Source organism: Planomonospora sp. ID82291, assembly GCF_015711645.1.
Taxonomy (GTDB): domain Bacteria; phylum Actinomycetota; class Actinomycetes; order Streptosporangiales; family Streptosporangiaceae; genus Planomonospora.
Genome location: NZ_JABTEX010000002.1, coordinates 994,133 through 1,019,755 on the forward strand (window position 1 = coordinate 994,133; position 25,623 = coordinate 1,019,755).

At 71.5% G+C, this 25,623-nt stretch carries 29 protein-coding genes; 10 read left to right on the forward strand and 19 right to left on the reverse strand.

The features are described from left to right. Positions 1–80: 80 nt before the first annotated feature. Positions 81–287 carry a DUF397 domain-containing protein gene (locus tag HS045_RS15465; protein ID WP_196452047.1) on the reverse strand — a complete coding sequence of 69 codons (207 nt, stop codon included), beginning with the start codon at positions 285–287 and terminating at the stop codon, positions 81–83. Beyond that, complete coding sequence (locus HS045_RS15470; RefSeq protein ID WP_196452048.1) at positions 278–1,105, reverse strand: helix-turn-helix transcriptional regulator; 828 nt, start codon at positions 1,103–1,105, stop codon at positions 278–280. Before HS045_RS15470 ends, HS045_RS15465 begins: the two co-directional genes overlap by 10 nt. Before the next feature lie 292 nt (positions 1,106–1,397). On the opposite strand from HS045_RS15470, the gene HS045_RS15475 reads away from it, so the two are divergent. Further along, positions 1,398–1,865 (forward strand): ATP-binding protein, encoded by a 468-nt coding sequence (locus HS045_RS15475; RefSeq protein ID WP_196452049.1) that lies wholly within the window; start codon positions 1,398–1,400, stop codon positions 1,863–1,865. Further along, positions 1,862–2,431 carry a hypothetical protein gene (locus HS045_RS15480; protein WP_196452050.1) on the forward strand — a complete coding sequence of 190 codons (570 nt, stop codon included), beginning with the start codon at positions 1,862–1,864 and terminating at the stop codon, positions 2,429–2,431. The genes HS045_RS15475 and HS045_RS15480 overlap by 4 nt, the downstream gene beginning before the upstream one ends. A gap of 20 nt (positions 2,432–2,451) precedes the next feature. Here the strand turns inward: HS045_RS15480 and HS045_RS15485 are convergent, their stop codons facing one another. Continuing rightward, positions 2,452–4,422, reverse strand: a complete 1,971-nt coding sequence (locus HS045_RS15485) for a hypothetical protein (RefSeq protein ID WP_196452051.1) — start codon at positions 4,420–4,422, stop codon at positions 2,452–2,454. Positions 4,423–4,537: 115 nt separating this feature from the next. After that, entirely contained in the window at positions 4,538–4,882 is a 345-nt protein-coding gene (locus HS045_RS15490) for a hypothetical protein (RefSeq protein ID WP_196452052.1), read from the reverse strand. Positions 4,883–5,161: 279 nt separating this feature from the next. Between HS045_RS15490 and HS045_RS15495 the strand changes: the two genes are divergently transcribed. Further along, positions 5,162–5,536, forward strand: a complete 375-nt coding sequence (locus HS045_RS15495) for a hypothetical protein (protein ID WP_196452053.1) — start codon at positions 5,162–5,164, stop codon at positions 5,534–5,536. Between the two features lie 785 nt (positions 5,537–6,321). Here HS045_RS15495 and HS045_RS15500 read toward each other — a convergent pair. Then, entirely contained in the window at positions 6,322–7,314 is a 993-nt protein-coding gene (locus HS045_RS15500) for a hypothetical protein (protein ID WP_196452054.1), read from the reverse strand. A gap of 342 nt (positions 7,315–7,656) precedes the next feature. Then, entirely contained in the window at positions 7,657–8,655 is a 999-nt protein-coding gene (locus tag HS045_RS36165; RefSeq protein ID WP_196452055.1) for a DUF559 domain-containing protein, read from the reverse strand. Positions 8,656–9,069: 414 nt separating this feature from the next. Between HS045_RS36165 and HS045_RS15510 the strand changes: the two genes are divergently transcribed. Together HS045_RS15510 and HS045_RS15515 are read left to right on the forward strand one after the other, a co-directional pair. Beyond that, positions 9,070–9,498: a hypothetical protein gene (locus HS045_RS15510; RefSeq protein WP_196452056.1), complete on the forward strand. Its 429-nt coding sequence runs from the start codon at positions 9,070–9,072 to the stop codon at positions 9,496–9,498. Between the two features lie 34 nt (positions 9,499–9,532). Further along, positions 9,533–9,787 carry an aldo/keto reductase gene (locus HS045_RS15515; protein WP_307827540.1) on the forward strand — a complete coding sequence of 85 codons (255 nt, stop codon included), beginning with the start codon at positions 9,533–9,535 and terminating at the stop codon, positions 9,785–9,787. A gap of 50 nt (positions 9,788–9,837) precedes the next feature. Here the strand turns inward: HS045_RS15515 and HS045_RS15520 are convergent, their stop codons facing one another. The 6 genes from HS045_RS15520 to HS045_RS35470 form a co-directional block, all read right to left on the reverse strand. After that, positions 9,838–10,389 carry a DoxX family protein gene (locus HS045_RS15520; protein WP_196452057.1) on the reverse strand — a complete coding sequence of 184 codons (552 nt, stop codon included), beginning with the start codon at positions 10,387–10,389 and terminating at the stop codon, positions 9,838–9,840. A gap of 145 nt (positions 10,390–10,534) precedes the next feature. Then, positions 10,535–11,716 carry an RNA polymerase sigma factor gene (locus HS045_RS15525; RefSeq protein WP_196452810.1) on the reverse strand — a complete coding sequence of 394 codons (1,182 nt, stop codon included), beginning with the start codon at positions 11,714–11,716 and terminating at the stop codon, positions 10,535–10,537. A 344-nt stretch (positions 11,717–12,060) separates the two neighbouring features. Then, positions 12,061–12,405 (reverse strand): YciI family protein, encoded by a 345-nt coding sequence (locus HS045_RS15530; RefSeq protein ID WP_196452058.1) that lies wholly within the window; start codon positions 12,403–12,405, stop codon positions 12,061–12,063. A gap of 294 nt (positions 12,406–12,699) precedes the next feature. Then, on the reverse strand, positions 12,700–15,345 hold the full coding sequence (gene adhE, locus HS045_RS15535) for a bifunctional acetaldehyde-CoA/alcohol dehydrogenase (protein ID WP_196452059.1): 2,646 nt from the start codon (positions 15,343–15,345) through the stop codon (positions 12,700–12,702). 117 nt (positions 15,346–15,462) lie between these two features. Further along, entirely contained in the window at positions 15,463–15,879 is a 417-nt protein-coding gene (locus tag HS045_RS15540) for a hypothetical protein (protein ID WP_196452060.1), read from the reverse strand. Positions 15,880–16,105: 226 nt separating this feature from the next. Then, positions 16,106–16,276, reverse strand: a complete 171-nt coding sequence (locus tag HS045_RS35470; RefSeq protein ID WP_196452061.1) for a DUF3073 domain-containing protein — start codon at positions 16,274–16,276, stop codon at positions 16,106–16,108. Positions 16,277–16,615: 339 nt separating this feature from the next. Between HS045_RS35470 and HS045_RS15550 the strand changes: the two genes are divergently transcribed. The 3 genes from HS045_RS15550 to HS045_RS15560 are packed head-to-tail and all read left to right on the forward strand — an operon-like array spanning position 16,616 to position 18,974. After that, positions 16,616–16,810: a hypothetical protein gene (locus HS045_RS15550; protein WP_196452062.1), complete on the forward strand. Its 195-nt coding sequence runs from the start codon at positions 16,616–16,618 to the stop codon at positions 16,808–16,810. Positions 16,811–16,812: 2 nt separating this feature from the next. Then, entirely contained in the window at positions 16,813–17,148 is a 336-nt protein-coding gene (locus tag HS045_RS15555) for a helix-turn-helix transcriptional regulator (RefSeq protein ID WP_196452063.1), read from the forward strand. Then, the gene (locus HS045_RS15560; RefSeq protein WP_196452064.1) at positions 17,145–18,974 is read left to right on the forward strand and encodes a SulP family inorganic anion transporter; all 1,830 of its coding nucleotides are present in this window, start codon (positions 17,145–17,147) and stop codon (positions 18,972–18,974) included. Before HS045_RS15555 ends, HS045_RS15560 begins: the two co-directional genes overlap by 4 nt. On the opposite strand, the gene HS045_RS15565 is transcribed toward HS045_RS15560, so the two are convergent. Beyond that, entirely contained in the window at positions 18,961–19,302 is a 342-nt protein-coding gene (locus HS045_RS15565) for a metalloregulator ArsR/SmtB family transcription factor (RefSeq protein WP_196452065.1), read from the reverse strand. The genes HS045_RS15560 and HS045_RS15565 overlap by 14 nt on opposite strands. Before the next feature lie 231 nt (positions 19,303–19,533). On the opposite strand from HS045_RS15565, the gene HS045_RS15570 reads away from it, so the two are divergent. Next, on the forward strand, positions 19,534–20,367 hold the full coding sequence (locus HS045_RS15570; RefSeq protein WP_196452066.1) for a DUF4253 domain-containing protein: 834 nt from the start codon (positions 19,534–19,536) through the stop codon (positions 20,365–20,367). 87 nt (positions 20,368–20,454) lie between these two features. Further along, positions 20,455–21,318: an alpha/beta fold hydrolase gene (locus HS045_RS15575; RefSeq protein WP_196452067.1), complete on the forward strand. Its 864-nt coding sequence runs from the start codon at positions 20,455–20,457 to the stop codon at positions 21,316–21,318. Between the two features lie 58 nt (positions 21,319–21,376). Here HS045_RS15575 and HS045_RS15580 read toward each other — a convergent pair whose 3' ends face one another. From HS045_RS15580 to HS045_RS15605, 6 genes are all read right to left on the reverse strand, one after another. Beyond that, a complete protein-coding gene (locus tag HS045_RS15580) occupies positions 21,377–21,748 on the reverse strand; it encodes a hypothetical protein (protein ID WP_196452068.1) in 372 nt (123 codons plus the stop codon). Positions 21,749–21,760: 12 nt separating this feature from the next. Further along, complete coding sequence (locus HS045_RS15585) at positions 21,761–22,159, reverse strand: roadblock/LC7 domain-containing protein (protein WP_196452069.1); 399 nt, start codon at positions 22,157–22,159, stop codon at positions 21,761–21,763. Between the two features lie 64 nt (positions 22,160–22,223). After that, entirely contained in the window at positions 22,224–23,219 is a 996-nt protein-coding gene (locus HS045_RS15590) for a DUF4388 domain-containing protein (RefSeq protein WP_196452070.1), read from the reverse strand. Between the two features lie 3 nt (positions 23,220–23,222). Beyond that, entirely contained in the window at positions 23,223–23,603 is a 381-nt protein-coding gene (locus HS045_RS15595; RefSeq protein ID WP_196452071.1) for a roadblock/LC7 domain-containing protein, read from the reverse strand. A gap of 152 nt (positions 23,604–23,755) precedes the next feature. Next, positions 23,756–24,970, reverse strand: coding sequence for a DUF4032 domain-containing protein (locus tag HS045_RS15600; RefSeq protein ID WP_196452072.1), 1,215 nt, complete (start codon positions 24,968–24,970; stop codon positions 23,756–23,758). A 2-nt stretch (positions 24,971–24,972) separates the two neighbouring features. Beyond that, positions 24,973–25,623 (reverse strand): class II aldolase/adducin family protein, encoded by a 651-nt coding sequence (locus HS045_RS15605; RefSeq protein WP_196452073.1) that lies wholly within the window; start codon positions 25,621–25,623, stop codon positions 24,973–24,975.

The following is a 25,623-nucleotide window of genomic DNA, read 5'->3' on the forward strand; positions in this document are numbered from 1 at the left end:
ACGCGGTGAACATCTCCGGCACGTCCTGAGGGGATCACACCCGAAGCGGTCGTCATGGTGTGACCTGGACCATCGAGTGGTCAGGCGGGGGAGTCGAACTCGCCGGCCTTGACGCCGCCGACGAAGGCCCGCCACTCGGCGGGGGTGAAGAGCAGCTTGGGGCCGTCCGGGTCCTTGCTGTCACGGACCGCGACCACCCCGGGCAGATTGTCGGCGACCTCCACGCACTGGCCGCCGTTTGATCCGGAACGTGATGACTTCCGCCACACGGCGGCGCTCAGATCCATTCCTGCTTCACATCCTCGATCATTTTGAGGGACATGTGATCAGGATAAGCCCATCGTCGTATCGCCTCATATCGATTCCATATCGAGGCTACAAGTTCCAGATCGGCAGAAATTTGTCCCTCTGCCGGAGAGTCCGCATGGATGACGTCCGATTCACCGTTCGGAAGCTCGGCGATCATGAACGCGCCCAGTAGTCCCGACAGGCACCGCTGGTCCACGAGCTGGATGGAAACGTTGGGATGCTGCGCCATCTCCAGCAGGTAGTCAAGCTGTTCGCGCATCACCACGGAGTCTCCCACCGGGCGGCGCAACACACTGGCGTCGATGAGGAGCAAGTACAGCGGAGGATCGACCCGGTTGAGGATCCGCCGACGCTGCACACGGGCCTGGACGCGTTCTTCCACCTCCTCGGAGGTGATCCGGGGTTCCTGGCCGAGCACATGGCGAGCGTAGGACTCCGTCTGGAGGAGGCCGGGCACCAGGAGCGGGTCCCAGGAGCGCAGGACGCGGGCGGTGGGTTCGATCTCCTCCGCCCAGTTCCGGAACCAGGCCGGGCCGCCCGGTTGGGCGACGATGCGCTGGTGGAGCCGGGTGAAGGAGACGCCGTCGACCGCCCCGAAGAGCCGGTCCAGTTTCTCCGCGTCGGACCTCGACGGGGTACGGGTGGCCTTCTCCAGGCGGCTCACCTGGGTCTGGGTGCAGCCGAGGCGGGCGGCCACGGCGGCCTGCGAGAGCTGCGCGGTCTCGCGCAGGCGGCGCAGCTCGGCTCCGAACCGCACGCGCGGGGAGCCGGGGTCGAGAGACGGCACGGCATCCATTGCACTTCCTCCCAAATAAGGAAAAACGGACCTGTTGCCCGGACGGTGATACCGAATTCAGTCCACGGCAGACCGGAGACCGTCATCATCCGCTCTGCTCCGGATTGCCGAACCGGCCGCCGATCCGATGCCAGGAAGGCAGTCTAAACACAGAGCCGTCCTTCGGGGCGGTACGGAAAAGAAAGCAGGTCGTCACCTTTCCGGTCGGGAGGGAATCGGGTCGCTCATGAATATGAGGATTCCATTTCAGGTCGCGGTCGCGTGTCTCGGAAAGCACTCTGGAGGTCGGGCCATGACGGCGGACGGACGATACGAGAGGTCCGGCTGCGGCGGCCCGCCGCAGGGGGCGGTCGTGGACGCGCGGCAGGACACCTGGTGGCGGGAGTTCCCGGGGGAGGAGGTCTCCGTTCCGGTGGCCCGGGAATGGGCGCGCGGGCTGCTGGCCGGACGGATCGCGGCCCCGGTCCTCGACGACGCCCTGCTGCTGCTGAGCGAGGTGGTCACCAACGCGATCACGCACTCGGACTCGGGCCGTACGGCGGGCGGACGGGTGGTGGTGCGGATGGCCTGTACCTCCGAGGGTGTGCACGTGGAGGTCGCCGACGACGGATCGGCCACCTGCACGCCGGCCGTCCGGGTGCCGGAGGCCGACGACGACGGAGGACGGGGCCTGTGGCTGGTGGACCTGCTCGCGGCGGCGTGGGGCTCGAAGCGCGGCGAGGCCGGCGGGTCGGTCTGGTTCCGGGTGGTCGAAGGATGACGACCGAATGCGGAAAGACTGTGGCGGTGACGGTTCGATTGGGTGAAGATCGGCATATCTCGGCGTCGATCACCCCGGAGGATCGCATGCGTGTCAGTCGGTTCCTGGTGCTCGTTCTGGCGGCGGTGCTGGTGACGGCGGGATGCACCCGCGAGCCCGAACTCTCCTTGGACAAAGCGGTGGCGGAGCTGCGAAAGGATGCTCAGCGGTTTGAGGCCGATGACGTCTTCAAGAACCCGCTCGTGAAACTAAAAATTCTTCAGCGTCCGGACAAGGACATTCCTTGTGGCGAGGGAAAGTTCAAGCGGGTGTTGCGATTGACGGCTGATGATGAGCGCAAGGACGCTGACGTTGATGGGCATCTCGATTTGGCGGAGAGGCTTATGCAGACCACTCTTGACCAAGTTATGGGATATGAAGTCGAATACGATTTCGACCAGTTGGACGCCCTTGAGGGTAGATTCATTCATGGTAACAAGAAGATAGGGGTAACCGTGGATGTTCACGTGGCCCCGGAGTCACCGACCTGGCGGCTGCGTGCGGAGACCGCCTGTCTGGCGCGCTGAGGAGAACCATGTTTTCAGTTTTAGGATTTATCTTGCTTCTTCAATAACTCCTCGGCCAACTTACTGGTCTGAAAACGAGAGGAGCCTTCGATCTTCTTGTCGATCGCACTGTTGCTGTCCATCCAGCCCTCGTAGACGGCCAGTTTCTCCTGGAGTACCTGCTCCCACTTCTTGCCGCCGGTGGCCTCACGCTTGGCCTCGGCGAGGAGTTCGTCATAGGTCTTGAGGCCGCCGGTGGCCTGGCTGACGAGTTCCTTGGGGGGTTCACTCGCCGGGTAGCCGCCGCTGTGGAGGAGATGTGCCGTGTCGTACTTCAGGCGAGTGGCGAGTTCCGAGCGCTCCTTGTTGACCGCTTCGACCTGCGTCTCGAAGCTGTCGGCCCAGTCGTCCGAGAGACCACTGAAGACGTATGCCTGGAAGGCGTCCCATCCGAGTTCGGCGGCCTGGTTCGCGATGGGGATCTCACCGAGGAGGAACCCGGCGGTGTTCTTGACGAAGTCGCGGGCGGTGTCGGCGGCGGCGTCCTCCTCGCCGAGCACGTCGACCGCGCTTTTGAACGCGACACCGCCGAAGTCGCCGAACATCGCCGAGATCTTCTCGAAACGCTGGGCATCGTGCTTCGCGTCCAGGCGAGCTGCGTTGATCAGGGTGTCGTGGCGGAATCGGGCCACTGCCGAATCGAACGTGTCGGCGGCCTCGTACTCGCCGATGAAGGTCTTCAGGAACCGCGAGGTGTCGATGAGACTGAGGTAGAACGCGGGGGTCACCCCAGGAAAGGGTTCCCAGTGCTCGGGGACCTCCACGCCGGAGGCACGGCCGATGGCCTTGTCCACACGGGCGCCCGAGACCAGTTCGTGGACGTACGAGCCGGCGATCACGCCCATGGAGTCCTTGGCCGAGGCCGGCAGGTTCGCGCCGAAGGAGCCCGCGACCTTCATCAGGTCCAGGGTGAAGGCGGCGGCCTCCGGACTGTGCTTCCCGGGCTGCTCGGTCCTCGCCTCGGTGCCCGACTCCATCGCCCGGCCGAAGGCGTCGGCCACGTCCTCCCCGGTGGCCGACCGCTCGGCGTGGTCGAGGAAGAGCTTCATCTTCTCGGGCCGGGTCAGCTTCACCTCGGGCCCACCCAGCTTCGAGAACGCGTCCCGCACCGCCGCGCCGTCCCCGGCGAGCACCTCCAGGCCCAGCGCGACCAGGTCGGACGGGAGGCCGTACGCGGTGGACTCGGTGGACCCGGCGCGCCAGTCCTGGCGGGGCTTCCTGGCGAAGTCGTCCAGAACCAGGGTGCGGGCCGCCGCGCTGCGGACGTTCGACGGGGCGTTCGCGCCCGCGAGCAGGGCGAGCCGGTTCCAGGCGGCGGCCTTGCTCCCGGCCGGCCGGGTCAGGTCGCTTCTGACCTTGGCGAACGCGGGGACGAGGGCGGGGGCGCGCAGGGCCGCGCCGAGGGCCTTGCCGAAGGCGGCCAGGTCCTGCTTGGCGGTCCTGCTGCCGGTGCCGGCGATGAGGTTCGGCAGGGCGTCGCGGACCTTCGGGGAGAGCAGGGCGTAGAAGGCGGCGGCGGCCTGGGGGTCGTCGGCGAGCTTCGCGACCTCGTCGGCGTGGTCGTGGACGAGCTTCGCCTGCCGTTCGGCGTCTTTTTCGGTGAAGACGCCGTCGCCGTACACCCGGGCGAGCTTCTGGGCGAGCTCGAAGTCCTCCAGCTCGCCGGGGAGGCGGACGAGCCCCCGGGCGCCGCCGCCCGGCGACGCCAGGTCGCCGCCCTCGTTCAGCTTCCGGATCAGCTCCGCCCGCTCACGGAGCTTGGAGACCTCGATCCTGCCCCAGTCGGCGATGCGGATGATCTCCCGTGGCGCGGCGGTGCCGATGCCGTACCGGTGGAGCTTCCCGCCGAGCTCCTCGCCGAGCGCGCTCAGCCGGTCGGCCCCGGCGCGCAGGTCGGCGGCGGCCTGCTCCAACCGGTCGGGGTCGATCCCGTGGAACCCGGCCGACGTCACGGACCCTCCCCGGTCGCGAGCCGCGTCCCTCCGGGCGGACCGGTCACGGTTGCGATCCCCGTCTCCTCCGGCCGGTCGGCTGCGGCCGCGGATCCCGTCCCTCCGGGCGGACCGGTCACGGCCACGGGCCCCGTCCTCCCCGGAAGAAGGGCGAGCGCTCATCCACCCTGCCGGCGCTGATGGCGTGCGCCTCGGCCTCGGTCACCATCGCCGGGTGGCGGCGCAGCTCCTCCTCGATCGCGCTCACCACCTGCCGGGCCAGCTGCGCCAGCCGGTGGTGCCGCTCCTCCAGCTCGTCGATCCACGTGTCGGCGGTCGGCCCCGTCCAGACCGTCCCCGTCCGCATCGTCCCCACCGGGCGCTCGTAGGCCCGCCGGATCTCCCGGCCGCGCTCCTCGGCCTCCGCGAGGAGCTCCGTCAACCTGACGTGCAACGGGTTCGGCACCATGCGGTCCGTCACGCCGTCCCCGTCCTCTCCAAAACCCCGAGTCGCAAGAAAAGGTGAATATCACCCTAGATGTCCATGATTCAGGCCGACAAGACTCCGTTTCTCGTCACCGGATGCCCGAGATTACCGCTGCCGCCCTCACCTTTCGTGTGATTCCCATTCGGCATGGGCCGACCGAGTCTTTCGGGTGCGGTCCGGGGCGGCCGGGCACGACACCGGCGCATCCGACCTTCGACCCTCGGCGGAGGGCGTGGCATGGCACACCGGCATACGGGGTTCCAGACTGAGGACGTGCAGGAGAACCCGACCGTGTCCGAGCTCGCTGTTACCGCCGGCTGGAGCGCGGCGAACGGCGTGCCCATCCAGCACGTCAACCAGTTCGTCGGGCAACCCGGTCCGCCGACGTTGAACAGGACGCCGGATGATGTCTTCCTGCTGTTCGGCAGTGTCCCTCCCCCGTTCGTCCCCGGTGACCCCGAAGGGCGGCGGCGTGCCGTCGAAGCCCTGAAGGACGGCCTGCCGGTGACCGTTCATGCCCGGTTCCATCTGAGCCGTGAGCGCCTCGAAGAGCTCATCGACGTTCTCCAGCAGACCGCGGCCAACCATGACGCCACGGTCGAGCAGGCCAGGACTGAGATCAAGCCTTCCGAGGAGGACCGAGGGTGAGCTTCCCTCTCGTTCCCTCTCGTCACCGCGGCGGGTACGGAGCAGGCATTCCGCTACCGCACGACCACCGACCAGGGTGTGCGCCCCCGAAAGCGCCGGGAGCCTCGACCGGCTCCGGCATCCGTGTCGGCCGCCCAGGTCATCCGCGGGCCGTGGGCCCTCGTCGCCGGTAATTCCGAGAGCCCGCGCGGCGGTGAGCTGCCGGCTCCTCGCGGCGAGGCGTATGACCGGGAGTACGTCTCCCCCCTGTGGGCCGATGACTGGGACCGCCCAGAGGATGCGGTTTACGACGACCGGTGAAATCCGGTGACGTGGGACTCCTCTGGTTCCCTTCGGTGGGAACGAGCCGCAGCCGTACAAGAAGCGGCCATGCCTGATCTTGGCCGTGACAGGTGTCGTGCCCGATCGGGCGATCCTGGTGGCCATGATCATCGGTAACCCGTCCCGCGCGCAGACACCGGGTCCAGGTGATGTGGCGATCCGGAACCGGAAGATCCGGAACCGGCAGATCCGGAACCGGCAAGGGGCGGGACCGCTCGAACCGTCGACGGTCCGGAGCCGACGGCTCTGGACGGCCGAGGACCGGGACATCATCAGGATTCTCGGTTCCGTGGACCAGCCGGTCCTCGAAGACACCATGAAGCACGTCCGCGCGCTCGTGGGAGCGGTGAGACCGGGCGCCGCCCGTCGGCACCGTCGGTGACCGCGGACCCGGCACCGTCGGTGACCGCGGACCCGGACCCGCCGCCGGGAGGGGTGAGGGCCGCCGGGTCCGGTTGCTCGCGTCAGCCCACCTGGAGGAGGCCGTGCAGCCGGTTGCGGGGCTTCTCGGGCAGGGTCTGCAGCCGCTCGCCGGAGGAGGAGAGGACGACCAGCGTGTTGGCGGTCCGGCCCGCGACCCGGACGACCAGGCGGCCGTCGCGCAGGTAGAGGGCGCCGATGAGCCTGCCCTTGACCGGGAGGGCGACCTTCTTCCCGGTCCGCGTGTCGTACACCGACGGGATGAAGGCCGTCGGCCACGAGCCGTCTCCGGCGGGGGCGTTCGCGCCGATCGCGTTCACCACGACGCGGCGGCCGTCGGGGGACAGGCCCGCCACGTGGTTGGCCGTCCTGACGCCGGGGACCCGCCGGGAGGTGCGGGAGACGGTGTCCAGGAGGTGGACGCCCTCGGTGGTCCCGGCGTATCCGGCGAGGGTGCGGCCGTCGGCCGACCAGGTCAGGTGGCAGGGGCCGGGGGTCGTCCCCGCCTTGGCCCGGCCGCTGCCGTCCGCGCCGACCACGGCGACGGCGGTCCGCTCGGACGCGCCCGCCAGGGGGAAGGCGACCCGGGCGGAGTCGGCGGACCAGGCGGGGGTCAGGCAGGGGGCGCCGTAGGCGGCTCCCCTGGCGACGACCTTGTCGGTGGTTCCGCCGGCGGCGGGGACGGAGACGTGCAGACGTCCTCTGCCGTCGATCCAGGCGATCTTCCCGCCGTCGGGGGAGACGGAGAACTGCCCGGAACCGGAGCGGTCGGTCCAGACGGCCCGCCCGCTCTCCGTCGCCAGGCGGACGCCGCTGCTGTAGCGGAGGTAGACGCCCTTGCCGGTCAGCGGGACCGGCGCGGTCTGCGCGGGTGCGCTCTGAGCCGGTACGGCCGGCGCGGTCTGCGCGGGTACGGTCTGAGCCGGTACGGCCGGCGCGAGGAACGCCTGTGCGGGTCCGGCGAGTGCGGCGGACGCCGCGGTGGACACGGTGAGGGCGGTGAGTACGGCGCCTGTGGTGAGGGCCCAGCGCTTCACGATGCTCTTCTCCCAGAGGTTCGGTACCCGTCAGAGGAGCGGGTCGGTAGAGGTCTTCCTGTTCCCGGTGATCCGCCCGAGTCGACATCCGAGAGCTTCGCCGTCCGGAGCCGGATGATCGCCGGGACGTCGTCGTGAATCCTCGCACACCGTCCCGGGGAGCCCTCTCCCGGAGGGCGTTCCCCCTCTCCACCCCGGGCGGCGTCCGATCACTCAGGTTCGACCCGTGAAGTCCACGCACCGATCGCAGCGGCCTGTCCGCCGCGGATGACGAGTTCATGGGGTGACGGGGCCCGTGAGCGGCTCCGGAGCATCCGTCGGGACCGAGCCGTGTCGCCGCGGTCAACGGGCGCGGAGGTCGCCCAGGAGGCGGGTGATCTCTTGGACGATCAGTTCGGGTGCGCCGTACATCGCCTGCTTGGTGTAGCGGCGCAGCCGCCAGCCCTCGGCGAAGATCTGGTTCTGGCGCAGGACGTCCTTCATCCACCGCCCGTTGTGGTTGTCGCCGTCGTACTCGATGGCGAGTTTCGCGTCGGGGTAGGCCAGGTCGACGCGGGCCAGGCGCAGGCCGGTCTCCTCGCAGATCTCGAACTGGGAGACGGGCCGGGGCAGGCCCGCGCGGACGAGCAGCAGCCGCAGGCGGGTCTCCATGGGGGACTCGGCCAGCGGGTCGCTCAGCTCGACGACCTCGGGCAGCCGCCGTACGCCGCGCTGCCGCGGATGACGGGCGGCCGTCTCCAGCAGGGCGGCGGGGGCGAAATGGCGGCGTCTGCGGGTGCGGGCCAGCGCGTCGACGGCCACGACCGCCTCGGTCAGGTCGGGTCCGGTCCGGGCCAGGTCGAAGGCGAGCCGCAGCGGGGTGAGGACAGGGACGCCGCGGATCGCGGTGATCTCGCCGGGGGCCAGGGCGGCGTGCCGTACGGACACTCCGGCGCGGGGGCGCATGGTCGTGCCTGGCGGGACGACCACCTCGATGACCGCGTGGTCCTTCCGGCCGGGACGGGCCGTCGTGCGGTCCTGACCCGGGAGGGACGCCGCCGTGCCGGTGCGGGGTGAAGCGGCGCCATCCGGGCTGGGCGTGTTCGGCAGGAGATCGACGCCGTGCAGCCACGCGCCCGCGTGCCCGCTGACCGCGCCGCCCTCGGGAAGGAGCAGGGCGATGGCGGTGATGCGCAGATCGAGGGTGATCTCCTCGGAGTGATGGACGTAGACGTCGGGAAACATGCGTTTCCAGCAGGCGTTGCGCAACTCTCCGCGGGTGAGCAGACCGTCGCGTACGGCCTGCGATCCCTGGAACGGGCCGCTGCGAAGCTCTTCGGGGAGGCGGGGGCGTCGCGGCACCATCGAAGTCTCACACGAGGACGGCCTCGCGGCCCCGCATTCCGGAGGGCAACGCGTTGATGTTGTCGATATGGCTGGAAAACGAGGGTGGATCACGCCATATCGACAACATCAACGGTGGCGGGCCGGGGATCTGCGGGTTGGGGGAGGGGCGTACGGTGCTGAACGGGTGGGTGAGGCGGAGAAAGCCAGGGACGGAAGGGCGGTGAGTGATGCCAAGTCATCGTTTGCTGCTCTTGTCGACATATGGGTTTCGTCCGGCGGTCGGCAGGGCCTGTGAGCATAGGCTGGGTGGGAGAAGCGGCCCTCAGCCCGGGGTGTCGACCGTGTCCGGTCCCAGAGGCTGATCACGCGGCGTCCCTTCGGGTGATCTGTGTCGATCACCGGTCACGGGCCGTGGAGGGGGCAACCATCATGATCACGACAATGCGGCGTGCCGCGGTGGTCGCGGGTGCCATCGCGGCCCTCGGGCTCACCGGGCAGGGCGGTGTCCTGGCCGGCAGCGCCGACGGCGGCCACCCGTACCCGTACGGAAACTGCCAGTACGGCGGATACGGAGGCCATGGCGGATACGGAGGCGGATACAGGGACTGCGATCACGGATACGGATACGGGAACTACGGGTACGGCGGATACGGCAATCACGGCCACGGCGGGTACGGCAAGCCCGGGTACGGCGGGTACGGCGGGTACGGCGATCACGGCCACGGCGGGTACGGCGATCACGGCCACGGTGGGTACGGCGATCACGGCCACGGCGGGTACGGCGATCACGGCCACGGCGGGTACGGCAAGCCCGGGTACGGCGGGTACGGCCAGGGTAAGCACAAGCACCACCGTTGAGTCGGTCCGGGCCGGATCAGGCGCCGACACACAGGTGGGCCGACATGAAGGTGGGGAGGCGGTCCTTCACCTGAAGCGGACTCCGGGCCGCACGCTGTTCGGCGGACCGTTCGCCGAGGTGGCCGCCGCGGGGGGTGTCCCGCCGCAGCAGGTCTGCCTCGCCTGGGAACTGGCCAGGAGCCCCGTGATGATCCCGATCCCCGGAGCCGGCCGCCCGGAGAGCATCCTCGGCCCGGTGCGCGCCGCCGGGTTCGAGCCGAGCCAGGAGGAACCGTCCGGGCCGGGGTGAGCCGGCGATCGGGCGGCGGGGCCGGGGTTCCGGTTCCGCCGCCCGGGGGATCAGCGCTGCGGCGAGCGGGTCAGCGGCCGGAGCAGGGCCTGGACCAGGGTCCGGGTCTGCTGACGGTGGTCCCGGGCGACGAACGCGAGTACGGCGCCGAACGCGACCGGGAGCAGGGCCCAGGCGGGCTCGATCACCAGGATCTGGGTCAGGGCGGCACCGGCCATCAGACCGATGAGCCCGGTCGCGGCGACGCCGGCCAGCGGCGGGACCAGCAGACCGATCCCGCCCGCGAGTTCGACGGCACCGGTCACGTACCGGAACCACTGGCCCCAGCCGATCAGTTCGAAGGTCTCCACCGCGTTCTGCTCGCCGGCGAGCTTGGGCAGGGCGGAGGCGATGACCAGGAAGAGCGCGATGAGGATCTGGAGGGTCCGCAGCACCGTGCGGAGGGTGCTGCGGGGAGCGCCGTGAGGGACGGCGTTGCGGGAAGTGCCGTGAGAGGCGGCGCTGCGGGAGGCGGCGGTGCCGACGGCGTCCGCGGCGGCGGCGGTACCGGCGGCGGTGCCCGTGGCGGTGGTACGGGTGGCGGGGGTCTGCGGGGCGGCCATGGCGGCTGTCCTTCCGGAGGCTGGTCTGCTTGTTCTCTGACCACGCGTCGAACGGGTGACGGCCCGATCGACACGGCTCCGGACTTTTCTCAGAATTTTTTCCCGGCGGCCCGACGTCGCCCGCATGGAACGGCGTCGACGCAGGTCAAGAGGGCGTGCATGCGGCGGCGCGGGCCAGCAGAGCGGCACGTGCGGGGAGGTTACGGGTGAGGGACGCCGCGCGTTCGAACTCCGCGCGGGCCTCGTCCAGGCGGCCCAGCCGGGCGAGCAGGTCCCCGCGTACGGACGGCAGCAGGTGGTAGTCCTTCAGCGCGGGTTCCGAGCCGAGGGCGTCGACGAGCTCCAGCCCGCGCGCCGGGCCGTACGCCATCCCGAGCGCGACCGCGCGGTTGAGCTCGACCACCGGTGAGGGGGTGAGCCGGACGAGCAGCTCGTAGAGGGCGGCGATGCGCGGCCAGTCGGTCTCCTCGGCGGTGCCGGCCTGTGCGTGGCAGGCGGCGATCGCGGCCTGCAGGACGTACGGGCCGGGTGGTGCGCCGATCCTCTCCGCCCGCAGCAGCGCCGCGAAACCGCGCCGGATCAGCAGCCGGTCCCACAGGCCGCGGTTCTGGTCGAGGATCCGCACGGGCTCGCCGGACGGGCCGGTACGCGCCCGGGTGCGCGAGGCCTGGATCTCCATCAGCGCGACGAGGCCGTGGACCTCGGCCTCCTGCGGGGCGAGCCCGGCCAGGACGCGGCCGAGGCGCAGCGCCTCCTGGCAGAGGTCCACGCGCACCCACGAGGTGCCGCCGCTCGCGGTGTAGCCCTCGTTGAAGATCAGGTAGATGACCTCCAGGACCGAGGCCAGCCGACCGGCGCGCTCGGCGCCCTCGGGCACCTCGAACGGCACGCCCGCCTCGGCGAGCGTGCGCTTGGCGCGGACGATCCGCTGCGCGACGGTCGCCTCGGAGACCAGGAAGGCACGGGCGATCTCCTCGGTCGTCAGGCCGCCGAGCAGGCGGAGCGTGAGCGCGGCGCGCGCCTGGGCGGACAGGACGGGATGGCAGGCGGTGAACACCAGCCGGAGGAGATCGTCCTCGATGGGCTCGGCGTCCAGGACCGCGTCGAACTCCGGGGCCGGATCCGCATCCTCCAGTCCGTGCCCGATCTCCTCCAGCTTGCGCTCCAGCCGCTGCTGCCGGCGGATCCGGTCGACGGCCCGGCGCTTGGCGACGGCCATGAGCCAGGCGCCCGGGTTGTCCGGGACACCTGACTCCGGCCACTGTTCGAGCGCCGCGACCAGGGCGTCCTGCGCCAGTTCCTCGGCCAGGCCGATGTCGTGCACCATCCGCGCGAGGCCGGCGATGATGCGGGCCGACTCGATCCGCCAGACCGCGTCGATCGTCCGCTGGATGTCCCGCTGGGGGTCGGAGGCCGTCACGCCGACGATGAGAGCACCCGGAGCCCACCCGCGCAAGTCCGGACGAGAGCTCCCGGAGTCCACCCGTGCAAGTCCGGACGAGAGCTCCCGGAGTCCACCCGTGCAAGTCCAGACGAGAGCTCCCGGGCAGGCTCGGACGAGGAGGTCGCATCGGTCCGCCGCCGGCCCGGTCCGGTCGGGTGGGGACCCGTGTGCCGGTCGGGTGGGGACCCGTGTGCCGGGAGGCGACGGGCCGGGCTCACTGCCCGGGCTCACTGCCCGGGCATCGGGTCCTCGGGGCCGAACACCTGCTGGATCACGCCCGCGCCGTCACCGGCGATCCTCCAGAAGCGCTTGGACAGCTCGACCGCCTCCTCCTTGGTGCGCGTCTCGATGAGCGCGAACCCGACGACGGCCTCCTTGGCCTCGGTGTAGGGGCCGTCGGTCACGGTGACCGTACCGCCGGAGGACGTGATGCGGGTGGCCCGGGGGTCCAGCCCGCCGGTGGCCAGCAGCACCCCGGCCCGGCTCATCTCCTCGATGAACCGGCCCATCTCGGTCATCAGCTGCTCGTCCGGGACGGTCCGGGTCTCGGTGGTCATCATGAGGAACCGCATCGTGGTGCTCCTTGTCGTTCCGGCCGGGTCCGTTCCCGGCCTCTCGGTGACGCGTCGAGCGGGCGGTGGCCCGATCGACACGGCTCCGGGAATTCTTCCGAGATTTCTTCCCGGGAGTCCACGACGCGGGGACGGGATCGGGGCGGGCGATGCGGGGACGGGATCGGGGCGGGCGGGGCGATGCGGGGACGGGACCAGGACGGGGCGGGGCGCCTCCGGACGGTCCCGGACGCGGGACGGTCCCGTCCGGCCGGGAGGCTGGACGGGACCGGTGAGAACGGGAGCGCGTGCCCGTCACTTCCCGTAGTAGGCGGCCTTCATGAGCTCCTGCATGTCCGTCAGCATCGGCATGCGCGGGTTGGCCGGAGCGCACTGGTCCTCGTAGGCGTTCATGGCCTGCTGCGGCAGCGCCGCGATGAACGCCGCCTCGTCGACGCCGACCTTCTGGAACGAGGGCTCGATGCCGACCGCGTCGCGCAGCCGCTCCACCGCCGCCGCGAGCGACTCCACCCCTTCGGCCGCGGTCCGCGCGGGCAGGCCCAGCGTCTGGGCGATCTCCTGGAAGCGCTCCGGAGCCCGGTAGTCCTCGTACTTCGGCCAGCCCGACAGCTTCGACGGGACGGTGCCGTTGTAGCGGATCACGTGCGGGAGCAGGATCGCGTTGGTGCGGCCGTGCGCCACGTGGAAGGTGGCGCCCAGGGTGTGCGCCATGGCGTGCACGATGCCCAGGAAGGCGTTGCCGAAGGCCATGCCGGCGATGGTGCCGGCGTTGTGCATCTTCTCCCGGGCCTCGGGGTCGGACACGCCGTTCTTCACCGCCCGCTCCAGGTACCTGAAGATGAGCTTGACGGCCTGCAGGCCCAGTCCGTCGGTGAAGTCGTTGGCGTAGACCGACACGTAGGACTCGATGGCGTGGGTCAGCGCGTCGAAGCCGCTGTCGGCGGTGACCACCCGGGGCAGGTTCGCCGGGAGCACGGGGTCGATGATCGCCACGGTCGGGGTGAGCGCGTAGTCGGCCAGCGGGTACTTCTTGCCGGTGGCGGTGTCGGTGATGACCGCGAACGGCGTCACCTCCGCGCCGGTGCCCGAGGTGGTGGGGATGCAGACCAGGCTGGCCTTCTCACCGAGTGTCGGGAAGCGGAAGGCGCGCTTGCGGATGTCGAAGAACTTCTCCTTCATGTCCGCGAACACCACCTCGGGGTGCTCGTAGCGCAGCCACATCACCTTGGCCGCGTCCATCGCCGAGCCGCCGCCCAGCGCGATGATCGTGTCGGGCTGGAAGCCGCGCATCAGCTCGGCGCCCCGGTCCACCGTCGCGACGCTCGGCTCCGGCTCCACGTCGTCGATGATCTGCAGGGCGACCCGCTCGCCGCGGCGGTTCAGCACGTCCAGGACCCGGTCCACGAAGCCCAGCTTGGTCATGACGGAGTCGGTGACGATCGTCACGCGCTTGACGTCCGGCATGTCCGCGAGGTAGCGGATCGCGTTCGGCTCGAAGTAGATCTTGGCGGGGACCTTGAACCACTGCATGTTGTTGTTGCGCCGTCCGATGCGCTTGATGTTGATGAGGTTGACCGCGGTGACGTTGTTGGAGACCGAGTTGTGGCCGTAGCTGCCGCAGCCCAGGGTGAGCGAGGGCAGGAAGGCGTTGTACATGTCGCCGATGCCGCCCTGCGAGGACGGGGCGTTCCAGATCACCCGGACGGCCTTGACGCGGCGGCCGAAGCTCTCGGCCAGCTCGGTGTCCTCGGTGTGGATGACCGCGCTGTGCCCGAGGCCGTGGAACTCCACCATCTGCGCGGCGTAGTCCAGACCCTGCTCGCGGGAGCCGGCGCGCAGCACCGCGAGGACCGGGCAGAGCTTCTCGCGGGTCAGCGGCTCGGCCGGGCCCACCTCGGACACCGGGACGAGGATCACGGAGGTGTCGGCGGGAACGGTGAAGCCGGCCTGCTCGGCGATCCACTGCGGGGACTTGCCGACCACATTGGGGTTGAGCTTGGCGCCCGCGCAGTTCTCACCGCCGGCGGTCGTGCCGAAGATGAACTGCTCCAGCTTCTCCTTCTCGGCGGTCGTGGCCACGTGGGCGTGCAGCCGGCGGAACTCGGTGATCGCGGCGTCGTAGACGCCGTGGTCGATGATGACCGCCTGCTCCGAGGCGCAGATCATGCCGTTGTCGAACGTCTTGGACAGCACGATGTCGTTCACGGCGCGGCGCAGCTTCGCGCTCCGCTCGATGTAGGCCGGGACGTTGCCGGCGCCGACGCCCAGGGCCGGCTTGCCTGCCGAGTAGGCGGCCTTGACCATCGCGTTCCCGCCGGTGGCCAGGATGGTCGAGACGCCCTCGTGGTGCATGAGCGCGGAGGTCGCCTCCAGCGACGGCTCGGTGATCCACTGGATGCAGTTCTCGGGCGCGCCGGCCTCGACGGCGGCGTCGCGGACGATCTGCGCGGCCCGGGAGCTGCAGCGCTGCGCCGAGGGGTGGAAGGCGAACACGATCGGGTTGCGCGTCTTGAGCGCCAGCAGCGCCTTGAAAATGGTCGTCGAGGTCGGGTTGGTGACCGGGGTGATGCCGCAGACGACGCCGACCGGGTCGGCGATCTCGACGATGCCGTTGATCTCGTCGCGGGAGATGACGCCCACGGTCTTGAGGTCGGCCATGCTGTGCGTGACGTGCTCGCAGGCGAAGATGTTCTTCACCGCCTTGTCCTCGAACACGCCGCGGCCGGTCTCCTCGACCGCCAGGACCGCGAGGGCCCCGTGCTGGCTCAGCGCGGCGACGGACGCCTTCTTGACGATGTGGTCGACCTGCTCCTGGGTGAAGGAGTCGTACGCGGCCAGAGCCTTGAGCGCGTCCGCGACCAGCGCGTCCACGGCGGCGTGGACGTCTACGGTGGCGGGGACTTCGGCGGGCGGTGCGGCTTTCGCGCGGGAGTCGGTCATCGGTGGGTCACCTCGTTGGCTTGTGGCTGCCGTCTCTCTTCTCTTCAAGAGTGCAGGACGGGACCCGCCCGGGGCTGCGGCGCAAAGGCCCCCCCGGGCGGGACCAATGTCACCGCCTCAACCGGGGAACGGCCCATCGGGGAACGGCCCATCGGGGAACCGGGGCGAGATCCGGCCGGGGTCCCGGAGCCGGCGCTCCCGGGTGGCCTCCCAGTCCCGGGCGGTCCGGTCCAGGCGCACCCGCAGGCGGTCGGTGAGCAGGGCGATGGCGTCGTGCACGGTCCTGGCCTCGGCGTGGGCCCTGACCGGACGGCCGTTGACCTCCAGGAGGGCCTGGGCGCTGGCGGGCCGGGCCAGGGCGGGGTCGCAGGCCAGGCCGAGCCGGACCCGGGCGAACAGGACGGGCTCGCCGCAGTGCCGCGCGAGCGCGATGACCTTCTCCTGAACCCGTTCGACCTCGGCGGGGAGCACCCGGCCCCGCGTCAGCACCAGCACGTCCTCGGCGGCGAGCGTGTCATGCACCGTTCTCGTCATCTCCGGTCCTTCCCTCACCCGGTCCAAGCCGGTTCGTGAGGTCAGCCTCCTCGCCGGTGCCCGGCGGGATCCAGGGACCTTCGTCCCACGCGGCCGGTGCCGTACGGCACCGTCGGGACGGGGCCCCGGGACGGCGCGCGGGGGCGCGGACGCGGGCTGTCGGGGACGGCCGGGCGCGTCGGCGGCGGGTCCGGGGACCCGCCGCCCGTCCGGCGCCTTCCGGCCGCTACCTGTCGGCCGGCTCCCCCGCGGGGGCATCGGTCTCGGAGCGGTCCTGCGCACGGTCGTCGTCGGAGCCGAGCTCCTCACGCAGCCGCTCGAGATCGATGTGGTGACTGCTGTACTTCAGCTGGCGAGCGACCTTCGTCTGCTTCGCCTTGGCGCGACCCCGTCCCATTGGCTGCACTCCCTCACGTAGACCGTGCCCGGCCTCTCGTCATTGTCGCATCGCGGGCCAGCGCGGCCCGGTATCCCGGGCCGGTCCTCGCTCGCCGGTGACCGTACCCGGTGAGCCCCGCCCGGTCCTGACCTGATCCGGATCGGGACCTGGGCCGGCGGGGAGACCTTCGGGAGCGGACCACCGCCGTCATCTTACCCAAGCCCCTTACGACTTGAAGAATTACGCAATTGGCAAGTTTATAAGTAGCCTGTATCCGTTGCCCGGACGCCGAGGCGCCGGGGCCGGTCCACGGGAAGTCCACCGGAAGACCACGGAAGCCCACGGGAAGCAGGGTGCATGAGCGAGTTCAGAGCGGAGTTGCTGGCGCGCATCGACGAGGTCGACGCGCAGGTGCGGCTCGCACACGAGACGCACGACGACCACGCGGTCGAGGCCCTGTCCGGCCGGCTGGACAACCTGCTGCGCATCGCCGGGCAGCACGGCATCGAGGTGCGGCGCGGGGTCGGTGCGCCCGCCGACGGAACGGCGTGATCATGACGGTGCCGCTCAACCAGGCCAAGGCGGAGTTCTTCCGCACGCTCGGGCACCCGGTCCGCATCCGGGTGCTGGAGCTGCTCCAGGCCGGTCCGCTGCCGGTCCGGGACCTCCTCGCCGAAGTCGACATCGAGGCGTCCAACCTCTCCCAGCAGCTGGCGGTGCTGCGCCGGGCCGGGATCGTGAGCGCCACCCGGGAGGGCGCCACCGTCGTCTACGCCCTGTCCACCCCGGACGTGGCGGAGCTGCTGGTCGCGGCGCGGCGGATCCTGGCCGACCTGCTGGCCGGCCAGGGGGAGCTCCTGGCCGAGCTGCGTGCGGAGGCCCGCAGATGAGCACCGCCCCCGACACGACCCCCGACACGACCCCCGACACCGCCCCCGGCCCGGGTCCGGCCGCAGGCCCGGTCCCGCCCCCGGGTCCGGCCGTCGGCCCGCCCTCCGGTACGGCCTCCGCCGGCCCGTCCTCCGGTACGGCCTCCGCCGGCGCGTCCTCCGGTACGGCCTCCACCGGCGCGCTGCTGCTCGATCGCCTCACCGGCCTGCTGCCCCGCCGCGCGGACTGGGCGCCGGCCCGCCGGAACCCGCGCCGGGACCTGCTGGCCGGACTGACCGTGGCGGTCGTGGCGCTGCCCCTCGCCCTGGCCTTCGGGGTCAGCTCCGGCCTGGGGGCCTCGGCCGGGCTGGCGACCGCCGTCGTGGCGGGGGTGCTCGCCGCGGTCTTCGGCGGGAGCAACCTGCAGGTCTCCGGTCCCACCGGGGCGATGACCGTGGTGCTGGTGCCGATCGTGCACCGGTTCGGCGCGGGCGGCGTGCTGACGGTCGGGCTGCTGGCCGGTGCGATCCTCATCGTGCTCGCCGTGGCCGGGGTCGGCCGGTACATCCAGTTCATGCCCACCTCGGTCATCGAGGGCTTCACCGCCGGGATCGCCGTGGTGATCGCGCTGCAGCAGGTCCCCGCGGCGCTCGGGGTGGCCGGGATCGACGGCGAGCGGGTCTGGCAGGTGGCGGCCGGGGCCGTCGCCGCGTACGCCGCGGCCCCGGACCCCGTCCCCCTGCTCATGGCCCTGGCCGTGGCCGCGCTCATGCTGGCCGGCGCCCGTCGGCGGCCCGGCGTGCCGTTCTCCCTCGTCGGCGTGGTGCTGGCCACGCTGGTGGCCGAACTCGCCGGGCTCGACACCGCCCGCATCGGGGCGCTGCCCGCCGGGCTGCCCGCGCCCTCCCTGGACTTCCTGGACCTCGGATCGATCACCGCGCTGGTCCCGCCCGCGCTGGCCGTGGCCGCGCTGGCCGCGCTGGAGAGCCTGCTGTGCGCCTCGGTCGCCGACGCGATGAGCGTCAACGAGAAGCACGACCCGGACCGGGAGCTCTTCGGCCAGGGCGTCGCGAACCTGGTCGCGCCGCTGTTCGGCGGGGTCCCGGCCACCGCCGCGATCGCCAGGACCGCGGTCAACGTGCGCTCCGGCGCCCGCTCGCGCCTGGCCTCGCTCACCCACGCGATCGTGCTGGCGGTGATCGTGCTGGCCGCCTCCGGGCTCGTCGGGCGCATCCCGCTGGCGGCGCTCGCCGGGGTGCTGCTGGCCACGACCGTGCGGATGGTGGAGGTCGGCTCCCTACGGGCGATCGCCCGGGCGACGCGCGGCGACGCGATCGTCATGATCCTCACGTTCACCGTCACGGTCGTGCTCGACCTGGTGACGGCCGTCGCCGTCGGCATCGGCGTGGCGGTCGTCCTGGCGCTGCGCGCGATCGCGCGGACCGCCCAGGTGGAGCAGGTGCCGCTGGAGACCGGCGACCACGGCGAGGAGGAGCGGCGGCTGCTCGAGGAGCACATCGTCGCCTACCGGTTCGACGGGCCCCTGTTCTTCGCCGCCGCGCACCGCTTCCTGCTGGAGCTGTCGGAGATCTCCGACGTGCGCGTGGTGATCCTGCGGATGTCGCGCGTCTCGACCCTCGACGCCACCGGCGCACAGGTCCTCGGGGACGCGATCACCCGCCTGGAGGGCCGCGGCATCACCGTGCTGCTGTCGGGCATCCGGCCCGGCCACGACCAGGTCCTGGCCGCGCTCGGCGTCGCCGAGCACCTGCGCCGCGACGGGCTGGTCTTCCCCGACACCCCGGCGGCCATCGCCCGTGCCCGGGACCTGCTCACCCCCGCTTAGGAGCGGAGGCCCGCAGATCCTCCAGAAGCTCCGCCTGCCCGGAGAGCACACCGGTGAGGATGGACCGGGCCACGGCGAGGAGGTCGGCCAGGCCGGGGTGGGTCAGCGCGTAGCGGACGGTGGAGCCCTCCTTGCGGGAGGCGACGAGGTTGGCCCGCCGGAGCACCGCCAGCTGCTGCGACAGGTGCGCCGGCTCGATGCCGACCTCGGGGAGCAGCTCCGCGACGGAGTGCTCGCGCTCGCTGAGGAGCTCCAGCACCCGGATGCGCGACGGGTGCCCGAGCGTCTTGAAGAACTCCGCCTTCAGCTGGTACAGCGGTGTGCTCACCGCGGCGCCCTCCCTCTCCAGGCCCTCCCGCGGCCTCCCGCGCACCCCGGAACTCCAGGCGATTGCCGATTTTAGCAACGCCGCACCCCGGGAAGGCGCCTCCGCGGGACGGCATTCCGCCGGTAGATGGAATTATGGCGAGTTGTCCCTGACCGGGCATCGGTGGCCTCCGCCCTGCGCGTGGCGGCCGGCGGGCAGAATTGGGGCGTGGGCGGGATCGGGACGGTAGAGATGGGTGACTGCGAGCGTGAGCGGCTTCCGCCGTTGCTGGGGCAGCTGTTCGCCGACGGCGGCGAGGGGCGCACCCTCGCGGTCGAGCTGCCGACCGGAGACCTGGTCTGGCCCGACCCCGGATACACGTCGCTGCTGACGACGTCGTACCACCGCCCGGCGTTCTGGCTCAGCGACGCGGTCGTCCCCGCCGAGCTGTGGACCAGGCTGCGGGCCGAGCATCCGTACTCCGGCCTGTGGCCGGTGCTGCTGGAGGACACCGTCCAGCCGTGGACGGCGGGCCAGATCGCGCCGGACGCCCCCGCCGAGATCGACAACTACAACACCGCCGCGTTCATGGCCGAGGTGTGGGCGGACTGGATCGAGAAGGCCCACCCCGGCCAGGTGGAGATCCTCGACCCGTTCGGCCCGCGGTGCCCCGGTCCGGCCGGGCCGGGGACGCCGATGGCGGACCCCGACGTGGTCGCCGACTGGTACGCCGGGCTCGTGGCCGAGCGCCGCACCCCCCTCGGGCTGGTGGCCGTGGAGCGGGGGGCCGACGCGCTGGCGGCCATGGGCTGGCAGGGCGCGCTGAACCACAACGAGTGGATGGTCCCGCTGGCGGCCGTGGTGCGCAGCTGGGAGGACCGGTTCGGCGCCCGGGTGGTCGGCATGGGCTTCAACACCCTGGACCTGAGCGTGGCGGCGCCGCCCGTCACCCGGGAGCACGCCCTGCACGTGGCCGCCGAGCACTGGACGTTCTGCCCCGACAGCATCGTGCAGGGGGCCGGGACGCTGATCGACTACGCCGAGCAGATCACGGGCAGGAACGCCTGGTCGTTCTGGTGGGACTGAGCCCGCCCGCTCCCGCCGGGCACGACCCTTGTCGCCGCGCTTCCAGAATGAGATTCTGTTGCGACGGACCCGCACGGTAGGAGTGACATGGCTCTGCGCGCCTCGGCGAACGGCATTGAGATCGCCTACGACACCTTCGGCTCCCCCGGGGGCCGTCCGCTGCTCCTGATCATGGGGCTGGGCTCCCAGATGATCCACTGGGACGAGGAGTTCTGCGCGCTGCTGGCGGACGGGGGCCACCACGTCATCCGGTTCGACAACCGGGACGTGGGCGAGTCCACCCACTTCCACGACGCGGGCACGCCCGCCTTCGGCTCCGCCGGCGGAGACGCGCCGTACCTGCTCGGCGACATGGCCGACGACGCCGCCGGGCTGCTGGACGCGCTCGGCCTGGAGTCGGCGCACGTGGCCGGCGCCTCCATGGGCGGGATGATCGCCCAGGCGATGGCCATCCGCCACCCGGACCGGGTGCGCAGCCTGACCTCGATCATGTCCACGCCGAGCCCGCAGGCCGCCCCGCCCACCGCGGCCGCGATGGCGGTGCTGATGTCGCCGCCCGCGCCCGACCGGGAGACCGTGATCGCGCGGGCCCTGGAGACCTGGAAGGTCATCGGCTCGCCGGACCACCCCCTCGACACCGACCGGGTCGCCCGGCTCGCGGGCCTGAGCTACGACCGGGCCTACGACCCGGCGGGAGTGGCCCGGCAGCTCGCCGCGATCACGGCCTCGGGCGACCGCGCGCCGCAGCTCAAGGAGCTGTCGGTGCCGACCCTGGTCCTGCACGGGGAGCAGGACCCGCTCGTGCCGCTGTCCGGCGGGATCGCCACGGCGGACGCGGTGCCCGGAGCCCGGCTGGTCACCTACCCGGGCATGGGGCACGACCTGCCGCGCCCGCTCTGGCCGGAGTTCGCCGCCGAGATCGGCGGCCTGACCGCCGCCGCGGAGCGCTAGGCTCCGCGGCTCCGGCCGCGGCCCCCGCCTCCCGGCGGCGCGGACCGCGGCCGGAGGTTCACACTTCGAGCTTCTCCTCGATGCCGCGCAGGTTGTGCCGGGCCAGCGCCAGATTGGCGCGGCCCCGATCGAGCGCCAGGTAGAGGAAGAGGCCCTTGCCGCCCCGGCCGGTGATCGGCCGGATGATGTGGTACTGGTCGGTGAGGGTGATGAGGATGTCCTCGATGGTGGCCTTGAGGCCCAGTGACTCCATCGTCCGCAGCTTGGCCTTGACGACCTCGGTGTTGCCCGCCGCCGCGACCTGGAGGTCGAGGTCCTTGGAACCCCCGAGCGCGCCCAGGGCCATCCCGCTGTTGTAGTCCACGACCACCGCGCCCATGGCGCCGTCGATCGCCATCATCTCCTTGAGGGACACGTCCATGCTGGCCATTGGTCTCTCCGATCACTGGGTTGCCGAATGTTTCGGTGTTGCCGACATGCGTTCGCCGATGGCGGCCAGGCTCGCCGCCGTCTTGCGGCCCTCCAGTCGCAGCAGCCCGAGGTTGGTGCCCGGGCGGGCCGTGACCGCGAGGACGATCTTGGGGCCGGCGGCGTAGAAGGCCGCGTAGCCGTTGGTGCCGGAGATCAGGGTCTCCTCCAGGGCGCCCTTGCCGATGAGGCCGGTCATCCGGCGGCTGAGGGCCAGCAGGGCGGAGGAGAGCGCGCCGGTCTGCTCGACGCTGCCGGCCATGTCCGCGGCGATCACCAGGCCGTCCACGCTGCACGCGACGCTGCCGTCCACGTCGGGCATGCGCCGCCGCAGCAGGACCATCTCCCGGTACACCTCGTCACGCAGTTCCACGGGCATCCTCCTTCCGATCCGCTTCAGCGTCCGCAGTCTCAGGGTCAGCGGCACGAGACCGACCTCATGCGAGCGCCTCCAATGCGTTCCTCAGCCGGATGAGCAGGTTCACGTCGGTGGGGTCCGCCGTGGCGGCGGGGAGCCACTCCGGGGACGACCGCGGCCGGAGCGGTTCGGCCGCGCCCTCCGGGACGCCGGCCGGGACGGGGACCCGGGCGGCGGCGCCCGCCCGCCGGGGGAGCGCCCCGGACGGGCCGGGTCCCTCGGCGGACGGGACCCCGGGCGCGATTCCGGCCGGGGCGGCGGCGCCGGCCGGGACGGGGGCCCGGGTCTCCGGAGGCGCCCCGGCCGGCGCCTCCGGAGACGTGTGCGGAGGCGCCCCGGCGGGAGGGTCCGGCGCCGGCTCCGGGCGGCGCAGCAGCCCCGCCGCGCCGAGCTGCCGTACGGCCAGCAGCACCGAGTAGGCGGGGCGGCCCAGCTTGCGGGCCAGATCGGCGGGGGTCGCCGAGGAGTCCGCGCCGACCAGGACCTCCCACTGCAGGGAGGTGAGCATGACCTGCTGGGCGGGGATGCGCGCCAGCGGGACGACCGGAAGGGTGTCCAACTCGGCGGACGGCCAGGCCTGGTCCAACTGTGCCCTCCTTCGCCCGTGCTCCCGGAGCAGTCCGGTCACGTCGAAATACCACTGGGGTCCGAGCCAGTGCCGGTCCTCCGGGCGGAACCGCATCCGGACGCCGGTGGCCTCGAACAGGAAGAACGCGGCGTCGAGCACCGCGCCCAGGACGCAGAACTCCAGCTCGCCCCGGGTGAGCAGGCCCCGGTCGACCAGCAGGTCGCCGCCGGGCCGCTCCTGCGACGCGGCCTGCCGGGCCTGCCGTACGGCGTGCGCGGAGATCCGGCCGCCGGCGACGAGCAGGTCCTCGACCCGGGGGCAGCAGGCGCTCTCGGCGTAGGTGACCCTGCCGCCGGTCAGGTGGAACACCCCGGCCTTGCCCAGGCGCAGGGCGCCGGTCGCCCGGTCGTCGGCGAGTCCGCGCAGGACGCTCTCGGCGGTCGGCATGGCTCACGTCGTGATGAGCCGGCCGGAAAGCGCCTGCAACCGGTGGCGGGCCAGGGCCAGATTCGAACGCACGGGATCGAGTCGGACATATATCACTAATGGCCCATCGAAAACCGTTTCCACGGGCTTCAGTAAATGATGTCCGTCGTCCGCACTAATGATCATTTCGCTGACGCGGACCGTGCCGGTGGCGGAGGTCACGGCGAGCCCGTCCAGGGTCGCCTGGAGGGTTCCGCTGAGGCCGGCCGCGGACTTCTCCGCGTCCAGGTGGCGGCTGCCGCCGCCGATCGCCACGGCCATCCCGCTGGTCTGGTCGATCAGGATCGCGTCCAGCGCGCCGGGGATGGCCATCACCTCGGTCAGGCACTCTTCGATTCCGAGCACTCGAACTCCCTTGCCGACGACTGCGGAAAACGTCGCCCGGCCAGAGTAGGGAATTCCCGAGGGGGTTATGTGTCCTATTAAAAAAGGAGATGTGGGGAGGGGGAAGTTTCATCCACCGGGTAGAAGGAAGTGCACTCCGTGTACAACACCCGCTACGAGCTTTCGGAGATAAGTGCCTTCTCGTCCGGCTTGAAAACAAGAACATTCTTCACGTAGGACTGCACGGCGGCGTGCAGCCCGACGTCGCCCCCCGCCTCCTGGGACATGTACCAGCGGTGGTCGAGCACCTCGTGGAAGAGCTGGGCGGGCTCCAGCTTGCGCCGCAGCTCCTCCGGGACGGCCTCCACCGTCGGCTGGAACACCTCGGCCAGCCAGCGGTGGGCCACGATCGCCTCGTCCTCGTGGCGCAGGCCGTAGGAGACGCGGAAGGAGTCGAGGTCGTTGAGCAGCCGCCGGGCCTGGTTCTCCTCCACGTCCAGGCCGGTGAGGCGGAGCAGCCGGCGCTGGTGGTGGCCGGCGTCCACGACCTTGGGCCGGACGATCAGCCGGCCGGTGCCGGCCTTGCGGCGGACCATCATCTCGGCGACGTCGAAGCCCAGGGTGTTCAGCCGGCGGATCCGCTGGTCGATCATGTGCCAGTCGACCTCCTCGATGATCTCGTCGGAGGTGAGCTCGCCCCAGAGCGCGTGGTAGCGCGAGCAGACCGAGTCGGCCACCTGCTCCGGGTCGATGGAGGGGTGCAGCAGGCCGCCGGCCTCCAGGTCGAGCATCTCGCCGTAGAGGTTGGTGTGCGCGACGTCGATGTCGTGCCGGCGCTGCCCCTCGCTGATCATCGGGTGCAGCTCGCCGGTCTCGGCGTCGACCAGGTAGGCGGCGAAGGAGCCCGCGTCCCTGCGGAACAGCACGTTCGACAGCGAGCAGTCGCCCCAGTAGAAGCCGTTCAGGTGGAGCCGGACGAACAGCACCGCCAGGGCGTCGAGCAGCCGGTTGAGGGTGTCCGGCCGGATGGTCCCCGACATGACGGCCCGGTAGGGCAGGGAGAACTGCAGGTGCCGCGTGATCAGCGCGGAGTCCAGCGGCTCGCCGTCCGCGCCCGTCCGGCCGGTGACGTACGCCACCGGCTCCACCGCGGGGGTGTCCAGCCGGTGCAGGTCCCACAGCAGGCGGTACTCCCGCCGGGCGTAGTGCTCGCTGATCTCCTTGATCGCGTAGACCCGGCCGGAGAGCCGGGCGAAGCGCACCACGTGCCGGGAGATGCCGCGCGGCAGCGCGACCAGGCGGTGCTCCGGCCACTTCTCCAGGGGCACGTCCCAGGGCAGGCGGAGCAGGTCCGGGTCGCTCGGGGCGCCGGTCAGCTGGAGGGGCATCGTCAGTCCTCGCGGGTGGGGAACGTCGGGGGGGTGAAGGCCCGGTGGGCCACGGCCGCGAGCTCCTCGTCGGTGAGCACCCGGGGCTCGCCGACCGCGCGGGCGCGGACGTAGACCTCGCAGAGCCACTCCAGCAGCCGGGTCGCCTCGAAGGCGCCGTCCAGGTCGGCGCCGAGGGTGACCCCGCCGTGCGAGGCCAGCAGGGCGGCCCTCCTGCCGCCCTCCAGGGCGGCGCGGACGTTCGCGGCCAGCTCGGGGGTGCCGTAGGTGGCGTACTCGGCGACCCGGACCGGGCCGCCGAGCAGGAGCACGGTGTAGTGGATGGCCGGCAGCTCCGTCATGGTGGCGGCCACCACGGCGCCGAAGACGGAGTGGGTGTGCACCACGGCCCCGGCGTCGCCGCTCGCGTAGACCGCCAGGTGCATCGGCGTCTCGGAGGAGGGCTGCAGCGCGCCCTCGACCAGGTGGCCCGCCACGTCGACGACCGGGCAGGCCTCGGGTTCCAGCCGGTCCAGGGGGACCCCGCTCGGCGTGACCGCGACCAGGTCGCCGGCGCGCACGCTCAGGTTCCCGGCGGTCCCGACGACCAGTCCGGTCTCGGCGGCCCGGCGGCCGTACTCGCAGAGCAGACGGCGTTGGTCGGCCAGCAGCAT

What these genes read in the sequence shown, in the direction of transcription:
- HS045_RS15525 (WP_196452810.1), bottom strand. Translation starts at nt 11,716, where the DNA reads ATGGTGCACGACATCGGCCTGGCCGAGGAACTGGCGCAGGACGCCCTG.
- HS045_RS15470 (WP_196452048.1), bottom strand. Translation starts at nt 1,105, where the DNA reads ATGGATGCCGTGCCGTCTCTCGACCCCGGCTCCCCGCGCGTGCGGTTC.
- HS045_RS35470 (WP_196452061.1), bottom strand. Translation starts at nt 16,276, where the DNA reads ATGGGACGGGGTCGCGCCAAGGCGAAGCAGACGAAGGTCGCTCGCCAG.
- HS045_RS15575 (WP_196452067.1), top strand. Translation starts at nt 20,455, where the DNA reads ATGGCTCTGCGCGCCTCGGCGAACGGCATTGAGATCGCCTACGACACC.
- HS045_RS15570 (WP_196452066.1), top strand. Translation starts at nt 19,534, where the DNA reads ATGGGTGACTGCGAGCGTGAGCGGCTTCCGCCGTTGCTGGGGCAGCTG.
- HS045_RS15530 (WP_196452058.1), bottom strand. Translation starts at nt 12,405, where the DNA reads ATGCGGTTCCTCATGATGACCACCGAGACCCGGACCGTCCCGGACGAG.
- HS045_RS15465 (WP_196452047.1), bottom strand. Translation starts at nt 287, where the DNA reads ATGGATCTGAGCGCCGCCGTGTGGCGGAAGTCATCACGTTCCGGATCA.
- HS045_RS15540 (WP_196452060.1), bottom strand. Translation starts at nt 15,879, where the DNA reads ATGACGAGAACGGTGCATGACACGCTCGCCGCCGAGGACGTGCTGGTG.
- HS045_RS15605 (WP_196452073.1), bottom strand. Translation starts at nt 25,623, where the DNA reads ATGCTGCTGGCCGACCAACGCCGTCTGCTCTGCGAGTACGGCCGCCGG.
- HS045_RS15555 (WP_196452063.1), top strand. Translation starts at nt 16,813, where the DNA reads ATGACGGTGCCGCTCAACCAGGCCAAGGCGGAGTTCTTCCGCACGCTC.
- HS045_RS15580 (WP_196452068.1), bottom strand. Translation starts at nt 21,748, where the DNA reads ATGGCCAGCATGGACGTGTCCCTCAAGGAGATGATGGCGATCGACGGC.
- HS045_RS15560 (WP_196452064.1), top strand. Translation starts at nt 17,145, where the DNA reads ATGAGCACCGCCCCCGACACGACCCCCGACACGACCCCCGACACCGCC.
- HS045_RS15480 (WP_196452050.1), top strand. Translation starts at nt 1,862, where the DNA reads ATGACGACCGAATGCGGAAAGACTGTGGCGGTGACGGTTCGATTGGGT.
- HS045_RS15475 (WP_196452049.1), top strand. Translation starts at nt 1,398, where the DNA reads ATGACGGCGGACGGACGATACGAGAGGTCCGGCTGCGGCGGCCCGCCG.
- HS045_RS15550 (WP_196452062.1), top strand. Translation starts at nt 16,616, where the DNA reads ATGAGCGAGTTCAGAGCGGAGTTGCTGGCGCGCATCGACGAGGTCGAC.
- HS045_RS15590 (WP_196452070.1), bottom strand. Translation starts at nt 23,219, where the DNA reads ATGCCGACCGCCGAGAGCGTCCTGCGCGGACTCGCCGACGACCGGGCG.
- HS045_RS15510 (WP_196452056.1), top strand. Translation starts at nt 9,070, where the DNA reads ATGATCACGACAATGCGGCGTGCCGCGGTGGTCGCGGGTGCCATCGCG.
- HS045_RS15520 (WP_196452057.1), bottom strand. Translation starts at nt 10,389, where the DNA reads ATGGCCGCCCCGCAGACCCCCGCCACCCGTACCACCGCCACGGGCACC.
- HS045_RS15600 (WP_196452072.1), bottom strand. Translation starts at nt 24,970, where the DNA reads ATGCCCCTCCAGCTGACCGGCGCCCCGAGCGACCCGGACCTGCTCCGC.
- adhE (WP_196452059.1), bottom strand. Translation starts at nt 15,345, where the DNA reads ATGACCGACTCCCGCGCGAAAGCCGCACCGCCCGCCGAAGTCCCCGCC.